Origin of the sequence: Thiocapsa sp. (assembly GCF_018399035.1) — a bacterium.
Taxonomy (GTDB): Bacteria; Pseudomonadota; Gammaproteobacteria; order Chromatiales; family Chromatiaceae; genus Thiocapsa.
In genome coordinates this window covers 330,087-351,490 of record NZ_CP073760.1, presented here as the reverse complement: position 1 = coordinate 351,490, position 21,404 = coordinate 330,087, and the positions used below count along the sequence as shown (strand labels likewise).

The following is a 21,404-nucleotide window of genomic DNA, read 5'->3' as shown; positions in this document are numbered from 1 at the left end:
CCGCTCCCTCATCTTGTCCGGCCGGTACCCTCGTCCCGACCGACTGCAGTCGCCGCGGCCATCTCCGTAGGCTGGGGTGAGCTTGCGAACCCCGGCATGGCCAGCGCCACCGCAAGCCGGGGTTCGCAAGCTCACCCCAGCCTACAATCTATGATGTGTTTCGGATGGCCGACGCAAGGATGCGGCCCGATCGACAAGAAAAACAAAAGGCAAAATCACTGTCCCGCGCGCACGAGCCGAACGTAAAACGTGAGGTCCTTAAGGTAGTAGTAGACGCCGCCACCGCCGAAACCGACGATCCACGCGTTGTCCGAAAAGTCGGCATACGGCGACGAAGACCATAACACGGATGACGGCGTATTCGGAAAAAAGGTCGCATTGATCGCGGGGTCGTAGCAACGTCGCTCCACCAACGACGCCAGCTCGTTCTTGTTCGGCAGCCGCCACAGCGAGCTGCCGGCAAAGACCGCGGCCTCGGCATGCTGCAGCGCCGCTTGCCAGGTGAAGGTTTGTGCGCTGCCGGTCGCGCAGCCGGCGCCGCTGCGGCCCTCGGCACATTGTTTCCAGATCAGGCCCGTCGCCCGGTCCGTGACGGTGCCGTTGCCGTTGTCCTGATAGCGGCTGTCCGGCGCGGTCGCCCGGATGTCGTCGCGGCAGGTCTGCGCCGCGTGGCCGGTGCCGCTCAAGACCAAGATCACCACCGCCAGCAGCCTTCTCACTCTGCAAATCGACATGCGTTTCTACTCCCTGGATCATGGATCGACATGGACACCCGCCGGCGCTCCGCCGGTCATACAGCAGTGCCCTGCCACGGCGCGGCGCCGTCGCCGACGAACAGATAGCGCAGGACACGCCGTTTCATACCGCCGGGGAGATAGCCCTCCTCTGCGGCGAACAGATAGGGCTGGCCGGCCCGGCGCAGTCCGCGCCCAAGACCCTTCATGTGCGACAGCGGCCAGGAACAGCCGTTGTCCAGACCGGCGCGGGTCTCGACGCGCGTCGTGCGCCAGCGTTCGACCCAGGGCACCGCTTGGCGCAACCGCTCCAGATCGGGGCCGAACGCAGCCACCCGGTTGCCCAATTGGACCAGAACCAGGGTCGGCACGAATGTCCGGCGAAACCAGGCCACTTGGCTGCGCAGCGAGGTGACCGCGGGCGGCTGCCAGTGCGGCTGGAGGCTCCGGGTTTGCGCCCCGCCGCCGCTCGGTCGCTCGACCAGTCCAAACAGTTGGTCCAGCCACGGGTGTTCGTCGAACAGGCGCCGAACAAGGCGGTGGGCATCGGCATGCGCAAAGTGCCCCAGATAGCTCGCCAGCACCGCGCGCAACCGCTCGCGCGGCCCCGGCGGTAGGCGCAGCCCGGATCCACTGATGTACTCGCGGGCAAACGCCGCCAGCTTCTCGCGCAGATTCCCGACCACGCGGCGACGCACCAGCCGATAGTGCGGGCGGACGATGTAACCGAGGAAGTCGGCGCCGTCGCTGACCGGCCGCAGGCGGCGTTCGTGCCTCAGATCCAAGTCCAGGTTATCCGAGAAAAAGGGATCGACGGCTCGCCCCGAGACGCTCAAACTCATCTCGCACCCCATCCGCAACAGCAAGATCGTTGTCGTTGTCGTTGTCGTTGTCGTTGTCGTAATCGAAATTCGGAAAAAAAATGCCTTTCGGTCACGAACAACTCGACGTCTATCAGGTCGCGATCCGGTATGTGTCCTGGGCGTACGCAATCGCCAGGGGCTTGAAAGGGATTGACCGCCACGCACGGGACCAACTGCTGCGCGCCTCCCAGTCCATCCCGCTCAATATTGCAGAAGGCAACGGCAAAGGGACGAACGCCGATCGGCGCCGCTTTTTCGAGATCGCTCGCGGTTCGGCGTTGGAATGCGCAGCGATCCAGGACTGCCTCGCATCCTGCCAGGCACTGACTGCCGACCAGAATACCCAAGGTAAGGCGATGCTGACTCGAATCGTGTCGATGTTGACCAAACTCGGGCAGAGAAACCATGAGATGCGGGAGGATTTCGGGGTGTACAGCGATTTCGATTACGACAACGACAACGACAACGATATCGACAACGTCAAGGACAACGAAGCCTGAGGGCGAGAGGGAAGATGCGTAGGTGCGATCCTGCAGCGTCCGTGCGGTGTCAACGAGTTGGTCCAACAGCCGCAGCTCATAGCGCTGCGCGTTGGCCGTGCCACGCTTGCGTCGCCGGCAGGCACGGTAGCCGTCGTAGACGGCCCGAAACGAAAAGACACCGCCCGTGTCACACTCCCGCGCGCACGAGCCGAACGTATTTCGTGTTGTTCTTATTGTTGTTGTTGACGTTGCCATTGTTGAAATTGACGTTCCACGCGTTGTCCGAATTGTTGGCATTCGGCGACGAAGACCAGAACAACCGAACCCATAGCCGACGCTCTTCTGCCGGTCGCGCGCATCCATTCGGTAGCACGCGATCGGACACATCATGCCGCCGTCATCACGGCGGCGGCGCCGGCGCACAGTGACCTCGGCACACCCGTCGACCGACCCCGCGCAGCGCATCACGACACACGGGTACCGGCACGGTTCCGGCCGTCGGACGCCCTCACACCTTCCCCTCCAGCACAAAACCCAAAAGCCCCGCCGCCGAAACCAGGGTAGCAATCCCCGTAGGCTGGGGTGAGCTTGCGAACCCCGGCTTGCGGTGACGCTGGCGATGCCGGGGTTCACTCGCGTTCACCCCAGCCTACAATTTTAAGGAAAATGCTTGTAGATCTCGCGGCGATGCAGGCAGCGCACGCATTCGATTCCGCCGTCGCTCACGGCGAGCCCGATTCGATAGTCGCCGACGCGGATGCGATAAAAGCCCGACCCACCGGCCAGCTTTCGCAGCCCGTCGATCCCATCAAAGGAGTCGGCAGCTTCCATCCGCTCAAGCGCTGCCCGTACCGCGGAGAGGGCTGCCCGGTCTCGGATCTTCTTTAGGTCGCGAACGAAGCTGGACCGAAAGGCAACCTTCAACCCTTTTCCCCCAAGACATCAAGCACGGCGTCTCGATCGACCAAGTCGGTTGTTCGTCCTTTGCGAATTGCTTCGGCCAAGGCAAGGTCTTCTATCGACGCGACCAAGACGTCACCCAGCATGTCCCGTTCTTCGTCGAGAACCTCGAGCAATGCGTCCTTAACGATTTGCTTCAGGCGCTGCGGATCAAGATCAGATTGCATCGGTTCAGGTCTCCGGGCCAAGGTAATAAGAGTCGACAACAATATCCATGCTACACATCGCGAATCCCGGCCTGCGGCGGGGATGGCGATCCACCGTAGGCTGGGGTGAGCTTGCGAACCCCGGCTTAACGCCTGCGCCCGGGATGCCGGGGTTCACTCTCGTTCACCCCAGCCTACAGCCTGCCGCCGACACATCGCGAGTACCGGCCCACGGCGGGGAGTGCAATCCACCGTAGGCTGGGGTGAGCTTGCGAACCCCAGCTTAACGCCTGCGCCCGGGATGCCGGGGTTCACTCGCGTTCACCCCAGCCTACAGGCTCTCGGTGGCCTTGGCGGAGCAACTCGCTTATGCCAGCCGAGCGGACTTGCGCCATCCACCGCTTTGCTTGCCGACAGCCACGGCCAGCTCGGCGAGCTCTTGGAATTGTCGGAAGCTGTGAAAGGCCTGCAATTCCTTGCCGAGCTGGATCTGGATCTTCAGATCATCCACCGCCTCGACGACGCGGGTGACGCGGGCACGCTGCCCCTCGCCCTTGTCCGCGGCACGCAGGATGAGCCGGCAGACCGTCATCGCCTGCCGGCGCAGATCGGTGCCGAGCGTGTATTTGTGATAACGCGGGAACTGGCGCACCGCCTGCTCGATGCCGAGCAGCAGGCGGTTGGCATCACGCCAGATCGGCAGATGATTGAGCTGTTGCATCCGTCTCTCCCCTTTTCGCTCGATCGATCAAGACAAACAAAAAGGCAAAATCACTGTCCCGCGCGCACGAGCCGAACGTATAACGCGTAGCTCTTTTCGTAGTGGCCGACGTTGCCATAGCCGAAATTGACGGGCCACGCGCGGTCCGAATAGCCGGCAATCGGCGACGAAGACCAGAACCCATTCGAAACCGTGTACGGAAAATAGCCCGTATCAATGGCAGGATTGATCCGATCATTGCTGATAATCGAGAGCAATTCATCGACCGACGGCAGGCGCCAGTCGCGGGCGCCGCAGAGACCCGCCGCATTGACCGCCTGCACGAAGGCATGGGTATCGCAGGCACTGCCCGAGCAGGAGCCACCGTCCTGCGTTCCCGCGTCTCCGCCGTTCGTGCCCGGGTCGGGGTTGTACCAGGTGTATCTCCAGTCCTTATCGCGCAGGCCGCCGTCGTCGGTCTTCACCTCCCACACCAGCCCGGTGACGTTGTCGCGCACGCAGCGCCAGCTCGTCGCGCTGGCCGACAGGGCGTTGCCGTTGGCGTCGAGCTTGGTGAAGCTGAAACCGGCGTGGCCGTCGCTGTCGTCGTGCTGATGCGCATCCCGACCGTCCTGGGCATCCTGCCAGGGGTAGCCGGCGACCGGGCAGGCGAGGAAGTTCCGAGTCCCGTCCGCGCACCAGTCGATGCCGGTGTCGTTCAGGGGTTCGGCCCCTTCGACCGGGCAGGGCGCACCGCGCAGATCCATCTGGTAGGCATAGACGCCGCTCGCCGGCCCGCAGGTGTCCTGATCGCAGCCGACGAAACGCAGCTTGGTGCGTTTGAGTGTGCCGCAGCGGCCGTAATACTCGAACGTATCGTCCGGCCCGTCGTAGTCGCGGTCGTTGTCGTTGTCCGACGGCGTGGGCGTGCGCGGGTCGGGCGGCGTCGAGCCGTCGTAGGTGTTGACCATGGTGTAATACAGGGCCTCGGCGCCGTCGCTGTGCAGATCCAGCGCTTGGGGCGAGCTGCTCCAGCTCCCGCTGGACGGGGTGACCTCGACCGGGCCGATGGCGCCGGGGATGGGTTCGTAGGCGACCGAGAGGGTAACCCGGATGTCCGCGTCGAGCGAAGGGTTGACCAGGTGGACATAGACCTCGGGCAACCGGCTCGGGGAGCGAGCATAGGGGTAGTCGACCGCCCCGGACGTGCCGACCCAACCGGCCGGCGTCTCGTGAACAGCGACGCCCGGCTGCGCGATAAAGGCGGAATCCGGGCTGACCAGGGTCATCCAGACCGGGGCGTCGTCGCTCGTGATCCGCGCCACGGCCTGCTTGCCGGCCGGGATGGATGCGCCGCCGGCCAGGACGAAGCTCGAAGCACCGGCCGCGGGGATGCTGCCCGAAACAAAATTGGAGCGATCCGAGTCAGGCACGAGGCGCGGGACATCTCGGTCGAATTGGAAGCTGGGCTCCGGGCCGCCGTCGAGCTTTTCGATATCGTCCAGTCGAATCGTGGCATCCTGATACCGGGCCAAGGCAGCGCCGAGCGTGCTCTTGTTCGCCGCTCCGGTGCCGGTGCCGAAATCACAGTTCCATCCCGCGATGCGCTGTCCGAGGTTGACGATGCCGGTGGTGTCATCACCGCTAAAATCTCCATTGAGGAGACTGCGCCAACCGTCCCCGCGTTCGGAGACCTGGCATTCAAGATCGATGAGCTTCCAGAGTGCGAAGCGGGCATAGGCCCAGGTCGCGTCAGATTTTTTATTTTTAGAGTGCGGGGCCGCAAAGCCTTTCTCAAGTATACGCGGATGGGGTTGATATTCTTTGAACGTATAAGTATCGAGGCTGTCGTAAAGCTCGTCCTCGAACCATCTCGCCGTTCCTTCGAGGAGCCACGAGCCTTTGACAACCCCCACTTCTCGAAGCATGTTGTCCTTACCTACGATTCTAGTGCGAGACTGCGCGTGGTGAAAGAATTCATGCACAGCCGTTCCTTGCATGAAAGCCTCAGTATAATTGCTCTTAGACAGGTGAAGCGTTCCGTAGTTTTCATCGGAGCTGACATACCCTGCACATTTTTTCTTATCTATGACGCATTCTTCTACGACACACTCAAAAGCCGCGTCATAATCGAAGTCGCTTTCATCAAACCAGGTAGTGGCCGTGTAGAGCCACTGCAGTAGCTCGTGAATGTATGGCTGCCGGGTGCTGGCGGACCAATCCCAGTTGTTCTTGGAGAAGTCTAGGATTGAAACAGCAAAGGCTTCATCATTGAAATCGCCATCGTCGTCGGTATCGACACGGCAAACCGGGTCCTCGTCGATTTGCCAGCATAGCCCTAGTACACATTCCTCTTCATTGCAGCATTCTGAATCGAGTGTCCTTCCGCCAACCTCGATCGTCCGTGTTGTGCAGTCACGCTCAGGGGTTGCCTTCAGCTCTTCCGGAACTCGCTTGCTCTGTTCGAGCGCATCGACCGGAACCCCGATGAAGGAGGGTTTTCCGATCCCGTGCAGCTCCACGGTTCGATTGCCGTCCTGATCGATCTCAATGTGCCTGCGGATGCGCACCCAGATAGGTCCATCGACATCGGTAACCCCATCGGTGTAGATGTAGAGAGAGAGGTCGTAGGGAGAATAGCCCGCCGGCGGTTCCACCGTCGGCAGCGTGATGCGGATCTCGCCGTCCTCGGCCACGAGCGGCGTGGTGCGGAAGAAGTCGCTGACGCGGATGACCTCGGCCGGCATGGGCGGCGCCTCCGCCTCAGGGATCACCGAGACGCCGACATCGGCCATGCCGGCCACCGCCTGCACGCCGCGCGCACGTGTCAGCGGAGAGACTTGCGCCGGCAGGGTCAGGGCGAGCCCTTGCAGCGTGCCGGGCTCGACGACGGTGACAGTGTCGCCATCGACGACGGTGGCGATGGGCTGGGGCGCGGCGACGGCCAGGCTGAAGCCGAGACTGTCGCTGATTTCGCCGTCGCTGACCTGCACCTGCACCTGGACCTCGGTGCCTTCGGCCGCCACGGGCGGCACCCATGTCAGCAGGCCGCTGCGGCCGTCGATGGTCATGCCGGCGGGTCCGTCGATCAGCTCATGGGCAAGGATGCCCGTACCTGTGTAGTCAACCGCCAACGACAGACGTGCGGTCACGCCCGAGAGCAGGTAACCACCACCCGCGATCTGCGGCGGCTGGATGCGAATGGAGGCATCCAAGTTTTGGTAGAAGGACAGGTGGCTCTCGATCGCGGCAGCCGTGGCACGCGCAGCACCCTCGGCGACGGCGCCATCGATCAGGGCCGAACCCTGGTAGCCGGCGAGATAGCGCCGCTGCAAGAGTCCATCGGTCAAGCCATCCCGGCGCCCGTCGGCATCGACATCGAGCATGTCGGCGCATTCGTAACGGTTGAGCCAGGCCGTGATGTCGGAGGCGGTGGTGCGGGTGGCGCCCGTGCCCACGGCGCCGCTGATCAGCGCATCGCCGCCGAATCCGAAGCTATGCCGGATCAGGAGGGTGCCGTCCTTGGTTGCCTCGATCACGCCATTGCCGTCCACATCCAGACTGCACACCGGCTCGGCGGCCTGGATCTGGCCCCACACCGCACATCCGATCAGCACCGCGGCGACCAGCACGCGCGGACCGCGTATCAGTTCTGCCATGATTCGACTCACTCCATCGACGATTGGGACGGGCCATTGTGCCGACGACACCGGGATCGCGCAGGGTCCCCGCGGGATGGTCTAGCGATCCGGACGCCGGGGGGCTATGCTTGCGCCCACACACACCCTGGGGAAATCTTGCCAAGTGTAGCGGGCTCGCGCGAATTTGCACGCGCCGATTCGCCGACGCCGATCGCGGATCAGCCGGGCCTCGCCGGTGGCGGCCGAGGCGGGCTGTAGGATCATTTCAGGAGAGGTTCGATGATGCTGCCGAGACCCCCGTCATGGACTGCGCGCCTGGTCGGGCCGGCGCTGGCCTGTTTGCTGCTGACCGGTGTCGGCGCGCACGCGCAGACCCAACAGATCACGCCCGACCCGCCGAGTCAGGAGGCGGCGTCCGGCGCGGCTCTGGGCATCGGCGTCGATTACACCGCGAGCGACCGGAACCCGCTGTTGACGGGCTTGGGGCTGCGACTGCATTGGAATTCGGCGCGGCTGACCTTGCAGGGTCAGAGCGATGTCTTGGACACGGCCAAGATCGGCGCCGACACGGATTGCCAAGACGACACCCAAACCGACTATGACGCGGATCCGCAGACCGACTGCTTCGTGCAGATCGCCTGGGCAAGCCTGCCGGGGCAGTGGCCGGGAAGCCTGCCGAAACGGCTGCTGACGGCCGAATTCACCTCGGCCTTGACGGAGGGGCAGAGCACCGCGGTGAACTTCAGCGCCAGCGCGACGGCGGTGGGTTATGGGTTCGCGGCAACCTCGGCGATCGTCCGCGCCGAATCGGGCGGGGACGAAGAGTGGCCGATGGCCTATGCGCGGCTCTTCTCGCGGCCGTCCGATCTGGATCTGCTGCGGCGCTACCGCGACGAGGTGTTGATCCGCTCGCCGAGCGGGCGGGACGCGGTGGAGGCGCTCTATGCGCAGTCGGGCGATGCCTTGGCGGTCTTCTTGCGGAGCCCCGGGCTGCTGCGGCAGGCGCGCGCCTTGATGGACCGCAATCGCAGTGCCGTGAGCACGGTGTTGGCGGGACGCACGGCGGGGATCTCCGACCAATCGGGCGTTATTGCCTTCTTGAACGCGTATGCCGATCAAGCCCCGCCGGCATTGCAGGGTCTCGTCGGGCAGGTGCTGGCGGAGTTGGACCGGGCGGCGGCGAGCGGCGCGACGGCATTCGGGTTCAAGCCTTAGGGATGATTCAGAAACAAGGTGAACACCTTGATTCATGCGTAGGCTGGGGTGAGCTTGCGAACCCCGGCACCCCTGGCGCAGGCGTCAAGCTGGGGTTCGCAAGCTCACCCCAGCCTACATGTTTATTTGTTTTTGGAATCGTTCCTTAGCGGGATTCGGTCGAGGGCCCGCCGACCCGAAGCAGCGCCAGGGTGATGTTGTCGTTGCCGCCACGCTCGTTGGCCAGACGCACCAGCGCCTCGGCGGCGGGCTCGAGATCGTTCCCGAAGCTCGCCGTGAGCACCTGACACAGCCAATCCTCCGGGACCATGCCGGTAAGTCCGTCGGTACAGAACAGGAAGATGTCGCCGCACGCGAGATCGGCAACCCCGCAGGAGACCTTGACCTTGGGCGACGAGCCCAATGCTCGGGTCAGGATGTTTGCCCCGATGCCGTAGCGGCGGGCATCCTCGCGCGTGCTGAAGAAGCCCTGATCGACGACCTCCTGAATAAAGGAATGGTCCCGCGAAAGCGGCTCCAATCGTCCCTCGCGCAACCGATATAGGCGCGAATCGCCCACGTAGCCGAAGGCCAGCCAATCGTCTCCGACAGCCCCGACCACCACGGTTGTCCCCATCCCGGAGAGATCCGGCTCCGCTTGGCTCAGGGTCCAGACGGCGCCATTGGCATCCTGGATCGCCGTCTCGACAAAGTCCTTCGCCGCGTCCGGATGCAGTCGATGGGCCATGTCCTCTCGGAAGCGTTTGGCGATGACCTCCGCCGCAAGTGCGCTTGCGACCTCGCCGGCACGGGCGCCGCCGATGCCGTCCGCCACGATCAAGAAGCCGAGGACGGGATCGACTGCCACTGCATCCTCGTTGCCCTTACGCACCCGGCCGCGGTCGGTGCGCCAGGCATATTCGAGGGTGTGAGCCGTCATGACGCCACTGCACATCGCTTCGATGTCATCGCCTGCGCCCGAGGATCGAGGCTCAGGATCCAGGCGCCCCGTTGAGCTGGGCCGCCAGACGCTTGGGCTCCACGTAGCCCGGGATCATCTCGCCGGTCTCGGTGAGGATAGCCGGGGTCCCGCGCAGGCCAAGCTCCGCGCCGAGCGCCATGTGCGCATCGACCGGGTTCTCGCAGGTCTTCTCCGTGATCGCCTTACCGGCCTTTGCGTCCGTCATGGCCGTACGCTGGGCGGCGGCATCGCCGGCGCACCACACCGATACGGCCTCGGTGTACGCGGGACTGCCCTGCCCGGCGCGTGGATAGAAGAGGTAACGGACCCGGATCCCCTCCTGCGCATACTCGTCGATCTGGCCGTGCAGCTTGCGACAGTAACCGCATTCGATATCGGTGAAGATGGTCACCGTGTGCTTGGCGTCGGCCGGCCCGAAGACGACCATTTGGGATTCTCCGACCCCGTCGACCAGGGTCTTGCGTGCCCCTGCCAGGCGCGGCTCGGTCATGTCCTCGCGCGTCGTCAGATCGACGATCCGACCATCGACAAAGTAACGCCCGTCGGCGGTCACGTACATCAGTTGGGTGCCGACCATGACCTCGAAGAGCCCCTTCACGGGCGAGGCGGTCACGCTGTCGATCTCGATGCCCGGGACGATCTTGCCGAGCGCATCCCGAATGGTCTTCTCGGGCGATGCCCATGCGGACCCCGCGACGAGCGTCAGTGCGGCAAGGGCGAGCGCGGAAATTCTGGCTTTGGTCATTGGATGTTCAATCTCTGAAGTTGGTGAACTGGATCGGCAAACCCCAGTCTTCGCCGCGCAGCAGCGCAATCGCTTCCTGAAGGTCATCACGTTTTTTTCCGGAGACACGGACCTGGTCCCCCTGGATCTGGGCCTGCACCTTGGTCTTGCCGGCCTTGATGGCCTTGACCATGCGCTTGGCGGTCTCGCTGTCGACGCCCTGTTTGAGTGCGATCTCCTGGCGGGCCGCGCTGAGATTCGAAACCGGGTCGCCGGGGTCGAGCGAAGAGAGATCGATCTTTCGTTTGACCAGCTTCTGACGGAGGATATCCATCATCTGCTGCAGGTGAAATTCCTGCTCGCCGATCATCAGGATCTTCTCGTCGCTCAGCTCGAAACTCGCCTTCACCCCCTTGAAGTCAAACCGGGTGTCGATCTCGCGGTTGGCCTGGTCGACCGCATTGCGGACTTCCTGCAGGTCGATTTCCGAGACGATGTCGAACGATGGCATAGCTTTTCTTGCTCCACAGGCAAATCACCGAAGACGGGCATTGTGCGAGAAAACCCGCCAAAAGCGAACCGCTCGCGCAGGGCCTTCCTTCAGCCCCGTGGATGATGGCGCGCATGGAGCTGCTTCAAACGCTCACGCGCAACATGGGTGTAGATCTGTGTGGTTGAAAGGTCGCTGTGGCCCAAGAGCATCTGCACCACCCGCAGATCCGCGCCGTGGTTGAGCAGGTGCGTGGCGAAGGCATGGCGCAGGGTGTGGGGCGACAGGGGTTTGAAGACGCCCGCATCGAGGGCATAGCGCTTGATCAGCAGCCAGAACGCCTGACGCGTCATGCACGCGCTGCGGCAGGTCGGAAAGAGATAATCGGTCACGCGACCGCCGAGCAGCTCGGCCCGCGGTCCGCGTAGATAATCGAGCAGCCAGGATGTCGCTTCCTCTCCGAGCGGCACCAGCCGCTCCTTGTCGCCCTTGCCGACGATCCGCACGACGCCCTGCGTCAGACCGACCTGCCCGGTCGTCAGGGTCACCAGCTCGGTGACCCGCAAACCGCTTGCGTAGAGCACCTCGAGCATGGTGCGATCACGGTGCCCCCGCGCATCGGCGGTGTCCGGCGCACCTAACAGCGCCTCCACCTCGAGCTCGCTCAGACTCTTGGGCAGAGGTCGACCCAGCTTCGGTGCCTCGACGCGGGCGCTCGGATCTTCACGGATCACACCGCGCCGCAGCAGATATTGATAGAACTGGCGTAGGCAGGACAGCAGACGCGCACTGGATCGCGGCTTGCGACCCTCCTGCGAAAGAACAACCAAATAATCCAGCAGATCGAGCCGCTGCGCCTCGATCAGCGAGCGATCACGCTCGCGCGCGACCCAAGCGGCGAAGGCACGCAGATCCGATTGATAGGCCGCCAGCGTATTCGGACTCAGACCCCGCTCGAGCCAGAGTGCATCGGCGAAACCCTCGATCACCCCCGAATCGCCAGGCATCAAACCGCGTCTCCTGCGACCTGCGAGCTCATCATCCGGAGTCGGCATCTCGGCAGCCTGCGAGCGCCGGAGCAGACGCGGTTTAAGTGATTCACTTCTTTTTGTTTTTTCATCTAAACCGCGTCCAGAGCGAGATGCTCACTTTCGAGTGAGTTCGAAGTTTGGTGAATCCACGACCCTTAGCGGGGGACGCGGTTTAAAATTTTATATTTTTTAATATCTTAAACCGCGCCGGCTCCAGCGGCTCTGAAATCCGCCGGGGCCGATCCCATCCAAAAACATCGCATACCGCACTGGGCGCGGTTTAAACCGCGTCAGGGAAAAGTCCTCGGGGATCCTCCGGCAGAGGGTCCGACTCAAACGTCTGTTGAGAGCACAGACGCGGTTTACAGGCTTCGTGCGAGAGCAGCCAGCGTTTGACCTCGAGCTTGCGTCCGCTCGTATCGCCCGAGAAACCGCCGAGGCCGTTGACCGCGACCACCCGATGGCAAGGCACCACGATCGGACAGGGGTTGGCGCGACAGGCCTGCCCGACCGCACGTGGGGCGCTCCCGAGTTGTCGCGCGATCTCGCCGTAGGTGCGGGTCTCGCCCGAGGGGATCCGACGCAGCTCGGCCCAGACCCGTTGCTGAAAATCGGTGCCGAGCAGCACGACCGGGAGATCGAAAGCGGTCGCCGCCTGCTCGAAATAGGCCGTGATCTGCAGTCGGATAGCCGACGGCATCGTTTCCGACCTCACGTCGGCTCCCGCGGCCGGCGGGTCTAAATCAACGCCGATCAAGGTCTCGCCCTTCCAGTGGATTGCGATCGCGCCGATCGGGGTCTCGATCAGAGTCTGCGGCATGGTGTCTTCCTCTGATGGTGTATCGGCCATCCGGTCTTCGGCCGAGGCGAGGTCGGGTTCATCTTAGCCCGCACCGTTGCGCCGGGGAAGGCAAGGCCAGCCTGTGGATAAGTCTGTGGGCGAGTTGTGCGGTAGGGAATGACGGCAGCGCCCATGTCACTGTTTTTCGAAACCCCATGACCAAAAGGAATAGTGAGACAATAATAAAAACAACGGATTAAGGATTTTCCTGAAAAAAGTACGATCAGGCCCGACGCCCCCGATCCTCCCGCCGGGCGACGCCTGTCGGTGTGCACAACGTCTCTGCGACACCTTCCGGGTTCGCAAAAAAGTCAAGGCCACAACGGGGAACATCGGTCCGATGAGGCCTCGTTACGAAGCGCCGGGATCGGATTCACCGGCTCGAAATCCAACCGACGGCCCGCCCGACGCGGAGTGCATCGACCGTTCGGATCGGTCAAAATAGGCGAAATCAGTGACCTGTGGATATGCCCGAGATGAGCGAACCCGATCAAGGCCCGGTTGAAGGGATGGCGAGATTCTGGGAAACGACCCCGCTCTCCGCCATGACCCCCGAGCAGTGGGAGTCGCTCTGCGACGGCTGCGCGAAATGCTGTCTCGAGAAGTTCGAGGAAGAGGAGACCGGGGACATCATCTATTCGCGCGTCGCCTGCGCGCTTCTGGATCTCGACAGCTGCCGGTGCAGCGATTATGCCGATCGGGCGAGACGCATGCCCGATTGCGTCACACTGACACCTGCTGCATTGGCGAACGCACGGTGGCTTCCGGAGACTTGCGCCTACCGATTGTTGGCCGAGGGCAAGCCGTTGCCGAGCTGGCATCCGCTGATCACCGGAGATCCGGATACCGTCTTGGAAGCCGGGCAGAGCCTATACGGGCGGGCCATCAAGCCGGGGCCCAAGACAGACCCGCTGATGCATCTCATCGATTGGATCCGTTGAACCCGGTTTCCGGCGCAGCGTTGTGCTTCCTGTCGTCGGCACAACCTACGGCGGTGATCCTGGACGCGCCGTGGGTTGTGCCGAGCCACGCGAGGCACAAGGTGATTTCCGGAAAAGGATCTACCGGCAGAGCCGTAAACAGGAAAAGTGGTCGAAGGCTCTACTTGTTGTGTCGTTGTCGTTGTCGTTGTCGTTGTCGTAATCGGATTCCGGACGACCACGAACACGACAACGACAACGACAACGAAAAATTCTGCAACGGTTTGCTCAAGACTTACGGCGTAAGGGACTCGATGCCTTCCAGGCATGTGCAGTCGGGATGCCTATCTTGGAAATCGCCCAACATGCCAACCCGGCGTTGCGCCTCCTTTCAGTCGGCATCACTCTCACGGATTACGGGCCGGGCGGCTCGGAAAGCATTCGAGTCAGCAACGCGTGCCCGCCGAGCGCCGCGGAAACCGCTGCCGGGATGGGTATACGCACCTCCCAGCCGTCACCCGGCGCGAGCTGAAGCTCCGTATCATCGTCTTTGCGCATGGATTCCAAGCGGAAGCGGTGATTCCCGGCCGGGGTCAAGAGCTCCAACTCATCACCCACCGCGAAGCGGTTCTTGACCCTGACGTCCACCCATCCGGCGCTGCTGCCGGTGACCTCGCCGACAAAGATCTGCCGCTGGTTGCGCGAGGCACCGTCGTCGTAGTTCTGCAGCTCGCTCGGGGCATGGCGCCGGTAGAAGCCCTCGGTGTAGCCGCGGTTGGCAAGCCCTTCCAGATCGGTCAGCAGATCGCTGCGGAACGCGCGCCCGGCGAGCGCGTCGTCGATCGCGGCACGGTAGACCTGAGCGGTGCGCGCGACATAGTAGTGCGACTTGGTCCGGCCCTCGATCTTCAGCGAATCGATTCCCATCGACACCAGCCGCGCGACATGCTCGACCGCGCGCAAGTCGCGCGAGTTGAGGATATAGGTCCCCGCCTCGTCCTCGAAGATCGGCAGATAGGAGCCCGGGCGCTCGCGTTCTTCGAGCAGATAGACCTCGTCGGCGGCCGGATGCCGCGACGCGCCCGCGATATCGCCCGCGATGTCGAGGGACAGGTCCGGACTCGGTGCGTGTGGCTCGGTCGACACGGCACTCGCCACTCGATAGTCCCAACGGCACGCGTTGGTGCAGGCGCCCTGGTTGGCGTCGCGATGATTGAAATAACCCGACAACAAACAGCGCCCCGAGTAGGCGATGCAGAGTGCGCCGTGCACGAAGACCTCAAGCTCGACGTCCGGGCAGGCGGCGCGGATCTCCGCCACCTCGTCCAACGACAGCTCGCGCGAGAGGATGACCCGCGAGACCCCCTGCGCCGCCCAGAAGCGCACCGCCGCGGCATTGGTGGTGTTCGCCTGGACCGAAAGGTGGATCGCCTGATCCGGCCAGCGCTCGCGCACCAGCATGATCAGGCCGGGGTCGGCCATGATCAGGGCGTCCGGACCCATCGCGACGATCGGCTCCAGATCCGCGATGAAGCTCTTGAGCTTCGCGCCGTGCGAGAGGATGTTGGCGGCCAGATAGAAGCGTTTGCCGCTTGCGTGCGCCTCGGTGACGGCGCTCGCGAGCGTCGCCCCGTCGAAGGCGTTGTTGCGCACCCGCAGGCTGTATCGGGGCAGACCGGCATAGACCGCATCGGCCCCGTAGGCAAAGGCGTAACGCATGGCCTGCGGCGAGCCCGCGGGCGAGAGCAGCTCCGGTCGCCGAGGGCTCAACGCAGCTCCACCTGGAAGCTCAGCCGCTCGTCGGTACCGAGCGTGCGCTCGCGCAGGACCTCGACGGGCATCGTCTCTCCCGGCCCCTTGTCAAGCAAGGCGATGCGCACGTCGGCATAGGCGCTCACCGGTTGGTCGCCGATCTGCACGATACGATCCCCTTCCTGGAGACCCGCATCCTTGGCGCCGCTCGACTCCGCGAAGCCTTGGACGAGCGCACCGCCCCTGTCGATCCCCGACTCAAGCATCACGCCGAGCAAACCGGACGGGGGCAGCGCAATCTCCTTCGGATAGAGAAAGAAGTCCGCCGCTGCCGGATCCATGCCGCGCCGGGTCCCGTTGAGGATGGTCACCGACGGGACATCGAGACGGCGCGTCAGCCGACCGGGGATCCCTTGCCCGTACTCGACGTGACCCGATCCGGCCAGCACGACGAGCGTGCGCCCGGGGTTCGCCTCGAGATAGGTCGCCGCGCGCTCGGCCATCCCCTCGTCCCAAAGGAGCTGGACCTCGATGAAGTTCTCCACGTCCTGCTTGCGCTCGCTCGGGTGCATCGCAAAGACCGCCTCGATGCGCTCGCGGTAGGTCGGGTCGCTGCGATCGATCTCGGCCGGGATCCGTGCGCGCTCGGCCTCGTTCAGACCCGCGATGCCGACCTCGCCGACACGCCGGGTCAGCTCGGCTTCGAGGTTCAGCGCAATCACCGGGATGCCGTGCTCGCGGGCGAAACGCAGGATCGGACGATAGAGCCGATAGTCGAAACGCCAGCGGTCGAAATATTCCGTGCGGCGCAGAAACTCCGCCTCGTCGATCTCACCCGCGATATAGGCGTCGATCGCCGCCTGATAGGGCTGTTGAAAGAACTCCATCCCGATTGCCAGGGGTTTACCGCGCGCGTGCAGACCTTCGATCACGGCCAGTTGGTTGAGGTGGTCCTCGTAGCGGTCGTGGCTCTCGCCGACAAAGACGACACGCCGATCGGCGATGCGATCGAGCAGGTCACTCATGTCCGACAGCGCGGCAAGATGCAGAACACGGGTCCCAGGGTCGGGCGCCTGCGACACGTCCGCTGGTGGGGGAGGTGTCTTCGGATGCGCAGGCCCGGTCCCTGCACAGGCACCGGAGACCAGCACGGCCGTCACGACGAACGCCGACAGTTGAAAATAGGACACGAAAAATCCTCTCTGGTCATGAGCCGATTCGGCCCGCATATGTGTTGACGGCGCAATGCGGACAGCTCGCTCGCGCTCCCGATCCCTCAGCCGCCTGGACCCTAGACTGATGCGAAACCCTTTCGTTTCAAGCCTCTTACTCTTCCGTTCGATCCTTCTCGGGTCGATCCTTCTCGGGTCGACCTCCGTTTCGGCAAACGCAGTGCTCGTCGATCACGCGATCGAGGCCCGTATCGACCCCGCTGCGGGCACCCTGCAGGTGCGGGATACGCTGACATTCCCGGACGACAGACCGGAATGGTTGCTCCTGCTGCACACCGGGATGGAGCCGGAGGTCGCCTCCGAGAATGCGCGAATCGACATCGCCGAACGCCTCGAACATCTCACCGGCTACCGGCTTCGCATCACCGCACCCGGCCCCGTCACTCTTGCCTATGGCGGGTCCATCCGTCATGCACGCGAGCAGATCGCCGAGGGCATGGGACGCGCCCGCGAATGGTCGCGCGGCACCATTGCACCCGAGGGCGTCTTTCTCGACGGCAACAGCGGCTGGTATCCGCGCATCCCGGACAGCCTTCAAACCTTCTCGCTCGCGGTCGCACTCCCGGACGGCTGGACCGCCGTCTCGCAGGGCGAGGGTCCGGGCGATCCAGCAAGTGGCCTGTCCACCTGGCGCGAGACCCATCCGCAGGACGACATTTATTTAATCGCGGCACCTTTCGAGCGCTATGTCGATCAAGCTCAGGCCGGAGACACTGAATACGAGGCCCAAGTCTACCTGCGCGAGGCCGATGCCGCCCTTGCACAGCGATATCTGGACGCGACCGCGACCTACATCAACCTCTATTCCGAATTGATCGGCGCCTATCCGTTCGCCAAGTTCGCGCTGGTCGAGAACTTCTGGGAGACCGGCTACGGCATGCCCTCCTTCACGCTCCTCGGATCGCACGTCATTCGCCTACCCTTCATCATCCACACCTCCTACCCGCACGAGATCCTCCACAACTGGTGGGGCAACGGCGTCTATGTCGACTACCAGGCCGGCAACTGGGCCGAGGGGCTCACCACCTATCTGGCCGATCACCTGATCCGCGAGCGCGCGGGCGAGGGCTGGGTGTATCGGCGCGAGATGCTCAAGGGCTATGCCGATTACGTCCGGGACAGCAGCGACTTTCCGCTCGTCGCGTTCCGCGGCCGGCACGGCGCGGCCTCCCAGGCGATCGGCTACGGCAAGAGCGCCATGCTCTTCCACATGCTGCGCCGCCAGCTCGGTGACGAGGCGTTCAAGGCCGGGCTTGCGCGTGTCTGGACCGACAACCGTTTTCGTGTCGCCGACTTCGATGATCTGCGCCGCGCGTTCGAGGCGGTGAGCGGGCGCGATCTTGCCGCCTTTTTCGAGACCTGGACGACGCGCACCGGTGCGCCGAGACTCCGACTGGCGGACGTGGCCGTGACCCCGGACGGCGGGGGATTCGCGCTGACCGGCCGCATCGAGCAGACCCAAGGCGGCGAGCCCTTCCCCGTGCATGTCCCTGTACTCGTGCATCAAGAGACGGGCGACCCGGTCGGTCTCGTCGTCGAGCTCACCGGAGCAAGCACGGACTTCAAAGCCACCCTGCCGTCCGCGCCTGTCCGGGTCGCGGTCGACCCCTGGTTCGACGTCTTTCGCGAGCTGCTTGCGGGCGAGACACCCGTCGCCTTGAGCAACCTCTTCGGGTCCGACCGCGGGCTCATGGTCCTACCCGCCGCGGCACCCGATGCCTTCAAGGACGGCTACCGGCGCCTCGCCGAGGCGTGGAAGGCCGGTCACCCCGGCTGGGAGATTCGCTGGGACGACACCCTGCAGGCGCTGCCCGAGGACCGAGCGGTCTGGCTGATGGGTTGGGAGAACCGCTGGCTCGATCGATTTGCGCAACTGGCGCAAGGCGTCGCGCTGGAGCCCGAGCAGCGCCGGCTCCGACTCGGCGGCGAAGACCCGCTCGACGGCGTGCAGGTCAGCCCCGTGCTCACCGCGTGGCGGGACCGACAGCCGCTCGGCTGGCTCGCCGCGAACGAGCCGGCCGCACTCCCCGGCCTCGCGCGGAAGTTGCCCCACTACGGCAAATACAGCTACCTCGTCTTCATCGGCAGTGCGCCCGACAATCAGGCAAAGGGTCAATGGCCATCGGGCGACTCCGCGCTGGTGACCTGGCTCGGCCCGAAACGCGCGCTTGCGCCCGTCGCCGAGCCTCCCGCCTTGGTGCCCTCATTGGGTTACGATTCACAAACAAGGTGAATACCTTGATGAACGGGTAGGATGGGTAGAGCGACAGCGAAACCCATCCTCCAAACCGCGGCGCTGCCGGGTTTCGGTCTGTAGAGCGATAGCGAAACCCACCCTCCAAACCGCGGCGCTGCCGGGTTTCGGTCTGATGCGCTTGGCGCGGGCTGGATGGGTTTCGCTTCGCTCTACCCATCCCACGGGTTTCGGTTGTTTTTGAATCGCCGGCTCACCTGAGATAAACCCCGTCTTCGCCGATCTTGCCCGGTCCGTCCAGGACATAGATGCCGGCCGAATTGGCCTTGACGTGGAAGACCAACCGGCCCCGGCACTCTTGCTCTTGGCCGGTCACGGCGTCGCGATAGATCCCCGGCCGGATCCCGTCGATCCCGATCTCCTGATCCGAGCCGATGGAGAGACCGACCACCACATAGGTCCCGCTCTCGGGATGCTCGCGCACGAATCGCATCCCGCTGCCCCATTCGGCCAGATGGCTCAACCCGGCTTTTTGCAGGGCAGGAATCGCACGGCGGATCAGGTTGAGGCGCTGGATATGACGATAGAGCGGGTTGCTCTGCGTCTCGTCGAGACGCGCGTCGGTCAGGTGATCGCCGAAATAGGCGCGCCCGGTCTGATGCAGGGTGTCGCGCTCGCCTTCGACGTCTTGCGGCGCGCCCTTCATGAACTCGATCTCCTCGCCGAAATACAGACAGGGGATCCCGCGCACGGTCCAGATCAGGTTGTAGGCCGCGGCGGCCATCCACTGCTCGCCTTTGAAGCGGTACTTGAAGTCGTTGTCCGGGCCGACGTCGTGGTTTTGCAGGAAAGTGACCAACTGGGTCACGTCACCGTAGATCCAGTCCATGCCGAGGATCTGGGCGGTGCCGGCGTAGGTGCCCTTGCTCACGGTATCGCGGAAGGTCGAGAAGAGGCCGAAATCGAGCTGCGGGAAGCCCGAGTCGCCGCCGGATTCCGGATCTTGGGGATCATGGGCGATGCGCGTGTACCACCAGGGTCGGATCTCCGAGGGGCCGTTGTCGCCGCCGCCGAGATCGCCCCAGCCGTAGCCCTTGACCAAATTCTCGCCGAACACGAAGAGACCGGGCTTGTGGGCCTTCCAGGCGTTGATGTATTCGAGCAGGTTGTCGCGCTCCACATGCTTCACGGTGTCGATGCGCAGCGCATCCACGCCCATGTCGAGATAGCGGTTGATGGCGCCGATCAGATAGTCCTTGACGTTCTGCCGCTCGGTCGCAAGGTCGATACAGTCGCCGGCCAAGTGCTTGTGCTGGAGCGAATGGGGACTCTCCCAATCGCCGCCGCAGATGAAGCCCTCCTGGTGATACCACTCGGGATCCAGATCATCGGGGTCGACACCGAAGAAACGCCCCGGGTTGTAGCCGGGCTTGGGTACCGTCTCGCCGGTCTTCGGATCGACCAGCGGCTCGGTGCCCTCCGGATCACTGTCGTGGCGCTCGCGATACCATTGGGGCGCGACCGGGTTGTCGATGTCGTCGCGATTCGGCCAGGCGTAATTGCCGAGGTGGCCCTGGTAGGGGCCGTGATCGACCTGCCCCTGCTCCGCGCCTTGCGGCACGTAATATTTGATCGGGAGATGATCGATGTGCACCTGCCCGCGGATGCCGTACTGGCAGGAATGGTTCACGACGACGTCCTGGATAATCTTGATGCCCTTGGCATGGGCGGCGTCGATCAGGTCTTGATAGGTCGCTCCCGGTGACTCCAGGCGCGGATCGATGCGGGTCCAGTCGTAAGGGTGATAGCCGTGATAATCCAGACCGGAGCGGTTCTCCACGGGCGGCGTGATCCAGATGGCCGTGAAGCCGAGGTCACGAATGTAATCCAGGCGCTGGATCAGCCCCTTGAAGTCGCCGCGCCAATGGGGATCGACCGGAGTGCCGGCCTCGTCGAACTGGATGCGGTCGCGGCAGAAGAAATTATTCGAAGGATCGCCGTCGTAGAAGCGCGTGGTGATCAGAAAATAGATGGTCTCCTCGCGGAAATCGCTCCGCTCGGCGACCGGGCGAAGCTCGGTCGTGAAGCTCGGCACGGGCCGGGCAGCGGGCGGCGGCTCGGCAGTCTTCGGGGACCGCACGCGATGCCCGGGCCGATGATCGTGCCAGTGGCTTCTGGCGTCGAGCCAGCCGTCGGCATCGCGAAAGTGATCGTGCGTCTGATGACCTTCGCCGTCGGTGAAGACCAGATGCGCCGAGCGGATTCCGGGCAGGCGGATCCGATACCAGTCGTCATCAAGGGCATCCATCGGCACACCGGGCCAATCGTTACGAGGCCCGATCGGCTGGGCATCCCAAACGTGGGCGCAGATGATCGAGCCCCAGCCGGGGCGGCGCTCGAAGTGGAGGATCAAATCGGACATCAAGAAGGCTCCGTGTCTCGGTCAGGAACGGTTCAAAAACAAGTCAAACAACTCGACGAGAGAATACCTATACAACGGTTGTCGTTGTCGGTCTTG

The 21,404-nt window shown here is 63.8% G+C and carries 19 protein-coding genes; 4 read left to right on the top strand and 15 right to left on the bottom strand.

All coding sequences use genetic code 11. From position 1 onward, the window contains the following. Window positions 1-215: 215 nt before the first annotated feature. A complete protein-coding gene (locus KFB96_RS01635) occupies window positions 216-686 on the bottom strand; it encodes a DUF1566 domain-containing protein (RefSeq protein WP_213458659.1) in 471 nt (156 codons plus the stop codon). 104 nt (window positions 687-790) lie between these two features. Continuing rightward, window positions 791-1,576 carry a hypothetical protein gene (locus KFB96_RS01630; protein WP_213458658.1) on the bottom strand — a complete coding sequence of 262 codons (786 nt, stop codon included), beginning with the start codon at window positions 1,574-1,576 and terminating at the stop codon, window positions 791-793. A gap of 80 nt (window positions 1,577-1,656) precedes the next feature. Here KFB96_RS01630 and KFB96_RS01625 point away from each other — a divergent pair, with 80 nt between their 5' ends. Next, a complete protein-coding gene (locus KFB96_RS01625) occupies window positions 1,657-2,097 on the top strand; it encodes a four helix bundle protein (RefSeq protein WP_213458657.1) in 441 nt (146 codons plus the stop codon). Window positions 2,098-2,266: 169 nt separating this feature from the next. On the opposite strand, the gene KFB96_RS01620 is transcribed toward KFB96_RS01625, so the two are convergent. The 5 genes from KFB96_RS01620 to KFB96_RS01600 all read right to left on the bottom strand — a co-directional run bounded on the left by KFB96_RS01620 (window position 2,267) and on the right by KFB96_RS01600 (window position 7,544). Further along, the gene (locus KFB96_RS01620) at window positions 2,267-2,452 is read right to left on the bottom strand and encodes a DUF1566 domain-containing protein (protein WP_300971771.1); all 186 of its coding nucleotides are present in this window, start codon (window positions 2,450-2,452) and stop codon (window positions 2,267-2,269) included. A gap of 284 nt (window positions 2,453-2,736) precedes the next feature. Then, the gene (locus KFB96_RS01615) at window positions 2,737-3,003 is read right to left on the bottom strand and encodes a type II toxin-antitoxin system RelE/ParE family toxin (protein ID WP_213458655.1); all 267 of its coding nucleotides are present in this window, start codon (window positions 3,001-3,003) and stop codon (window positions 2,737-2,739) included. Continuing rightward, entirely contained in the window at window positions 3,000-3,206 is a 207-nt protein-coding gene (locus tag KFB96_RS01610; protein WP_213458654.1) for a hypothetical protein, read from the bottom strand. Before KFB96_RS01610 ends, KFB96_RS01615 begins: the two co-directional genes overlap by 4 nt. A gap of 346 nt (window positions 3,207-3,552) precedes the next feature. Continuing rightward, on the bottom strand, window positions 3,553-3,906 hold the full coding sequence (locus tag KFB96_RS01605; RefSeq protein WP_213458653.1) for a four helix bundle protein: 354 nt from the start codon (window positions 3,904-3,906) through the stop codon (window positions 3,553-3,555). A gap of 50 nt (window positions 3,907-3,956) precedes the next feature. After that, the gene (locus KFB96_RS01600) at window positions 3,957-7,544 is read right to left on the bottom strand and encodes a DUF1566 domain-containing protein (protein WP_213458652.1); all 3,588 of its coding nucleotides are present in this window, start codon (window positions 7,542-7,544) and stop codon (window positions 3,957-3,959) included. 261 nt (window positions 7,545-7,805) lie between these two features. Here KFB96_RS01600 and KFB96_RS01595 point away from each other — a divergent pair, with 261 nt between their 5' ends. Beyond that, entirely contained in the window at window positions 7,806-8,741 is a 936-nt protein-coding gene (locus tag KFB96_RS01595) for a hypothetical protein (protein ID WP_213458651.1), read from the top strand. 145 nt (window positions 8,742-8,886) lie between these two features. Here KFB96_RS01595 and KFB96_RS01590 read toward each other — a convergent pair whose 3' ends face one another. The 5 genes from KFB96_RS01590 to KFB96_RS01570 form a co-directional block, all read right to left on the bottom strand. Continuing rightward, window positions 8,887-9,660, bottom strand: a complete 774-nt coding sequence (locus tag KFB96_RS01590; protein WP_213458650.1) for a PP2C family serine/threonine-protein phosphatase — start codon at window positions 9,658-9,660, stop codon at window positions 8,887-8,889. 52 nt (window positions 9,661-9,712) lie between these two features. Then, window positions 9,713-10,447, bottom strand: coding sequence for a DsbC family protein (locus tag KFB96_RS01585; RefSeq protein ID WP_213458649.1), 735 nt, complete (start codon window positions 10,445-10,447; stop codon window positions 9,713-9,715). A 7-nt stretch (window positions 10,448-10,454) separates the two neighbouring features. Then, window positions 10,455-10,937, bottom strand: coding sequence for a YajQ family cyclic di-GMP-binding protein (locus KFB96_RS01580; protein ID WP_213458648.1), 483 nt, complete (start codon window positions 10,935-10,937; stop codon window positions 10,455-10,457). Between the two features lie 89 nt (window positions 10,938-11,026). Further along, a complete protein-coding gene (gene xerD / locus KFB96_RS01575) occupies window positions 11,027-11,923 on the bottom strand; it encodes a site-specific tyrosine recombinase XerD (protein WP_213458647.1) in 897 nt (298 codons plus the stop codon). Between the two features lie 304 nt (window positions 11,924-12,227). Continuing rightward, window positions 12,228-12,767 carry a methylated-DNA--[protein]-cysteine S-methyltransferase gene (locus KFB96_RS01570; protein WP_213458646.1) on the bottom strand — a complete coding sequence of 180 codons (540 nt, stop codon included), beginning with the start codon at window positions 12,765-12,767 and terminating at the stop codon, window positions 12,228-12,230. 497 nt (window positions 12,768-13,264) lie between these two features. Between KFB96_RS01570 and KFB96_RS01565 the strand changes: the two genes are divergently transcribed. Further along, the gene (locus KFB96_RS01565) at window positions 13,265-13,729 is read left to right on the top strand and encodes a YcgN family cysteine cluster protein (protein WP_213458645.1); all 465 of its coding nucleotides are present in this window, start codon (window positions 13,265-13,267) and stop codon (window positions 13,727-13,729) included. Window positions 13,730-14,122: 393 nt separating this feature from the next. On the opposite strand, the gene yegQ is transcribed toward KFB96_RS01565, so the two are convergent. Together yegQ and KFB96_RS01555 are read right to left on the bottom strand one after the other, a co-directional pair. Continuing rightward, window positions 14,123-15,478 (bottom strand): tRNA 5-hydroxyuridine modification protein YegQ, encoded by a 1,356-nt coding sequence (yegQ, locus tag KFB96_RS01560; RefSeq protein WP_300971228.1) that lies wholly within the window; start codon window positions 15,476-15,478, stop codon window positions 14,123-14,125. Further along, complete coding sequence (locus KFB96_RS01555) at window positions 15,475-16,650, bottom strand: ChaN family lipoprotein (RefSeq protein WP_300971227.1); 1,176 nt, start codon at window positions 16,648-16,650, stop codon at window positions 15,475-15,477. Before KFB96_RS01555 ends, yegQ begins: the two co-directional genes overlap by 4 nt. A gap of 202 nt (window positions 16,651-16,852) precedes the next feature. Here KFB96_RS01555 and KFB96_RS01550 point away from each other — a divergent pair, with 202 nt between their 5' ends. After that, entirely contained in the window at window positions 16,853-18,925 is a 2,073-nt protein-coding gene (locus KFB96_RS01550) for a M1 family metallopeptidase (RefSeq protein WP_300971226.1), read from the top strand. A gap of 214 nt (window positions 18,926-19,139) precedes the next feature. On the opposite strand, the gene KFB96_RS01545 is transcribed toward KFB96_RS01550, so the two are convergent. After that, a complete protein-coding gene (locus tag KFB96_RS01545; RefSeq protein ID WP_213458642.1) occupies window positions 19,140-21,308 on the bottom strand; it encodes an alpha-amylase family glycosyl hydrolase in 2,169 nt (722 codons plus the stop codon). Between the last annotated feature and the right edge of the window lie 96 nt (window positions 21,309-21,404).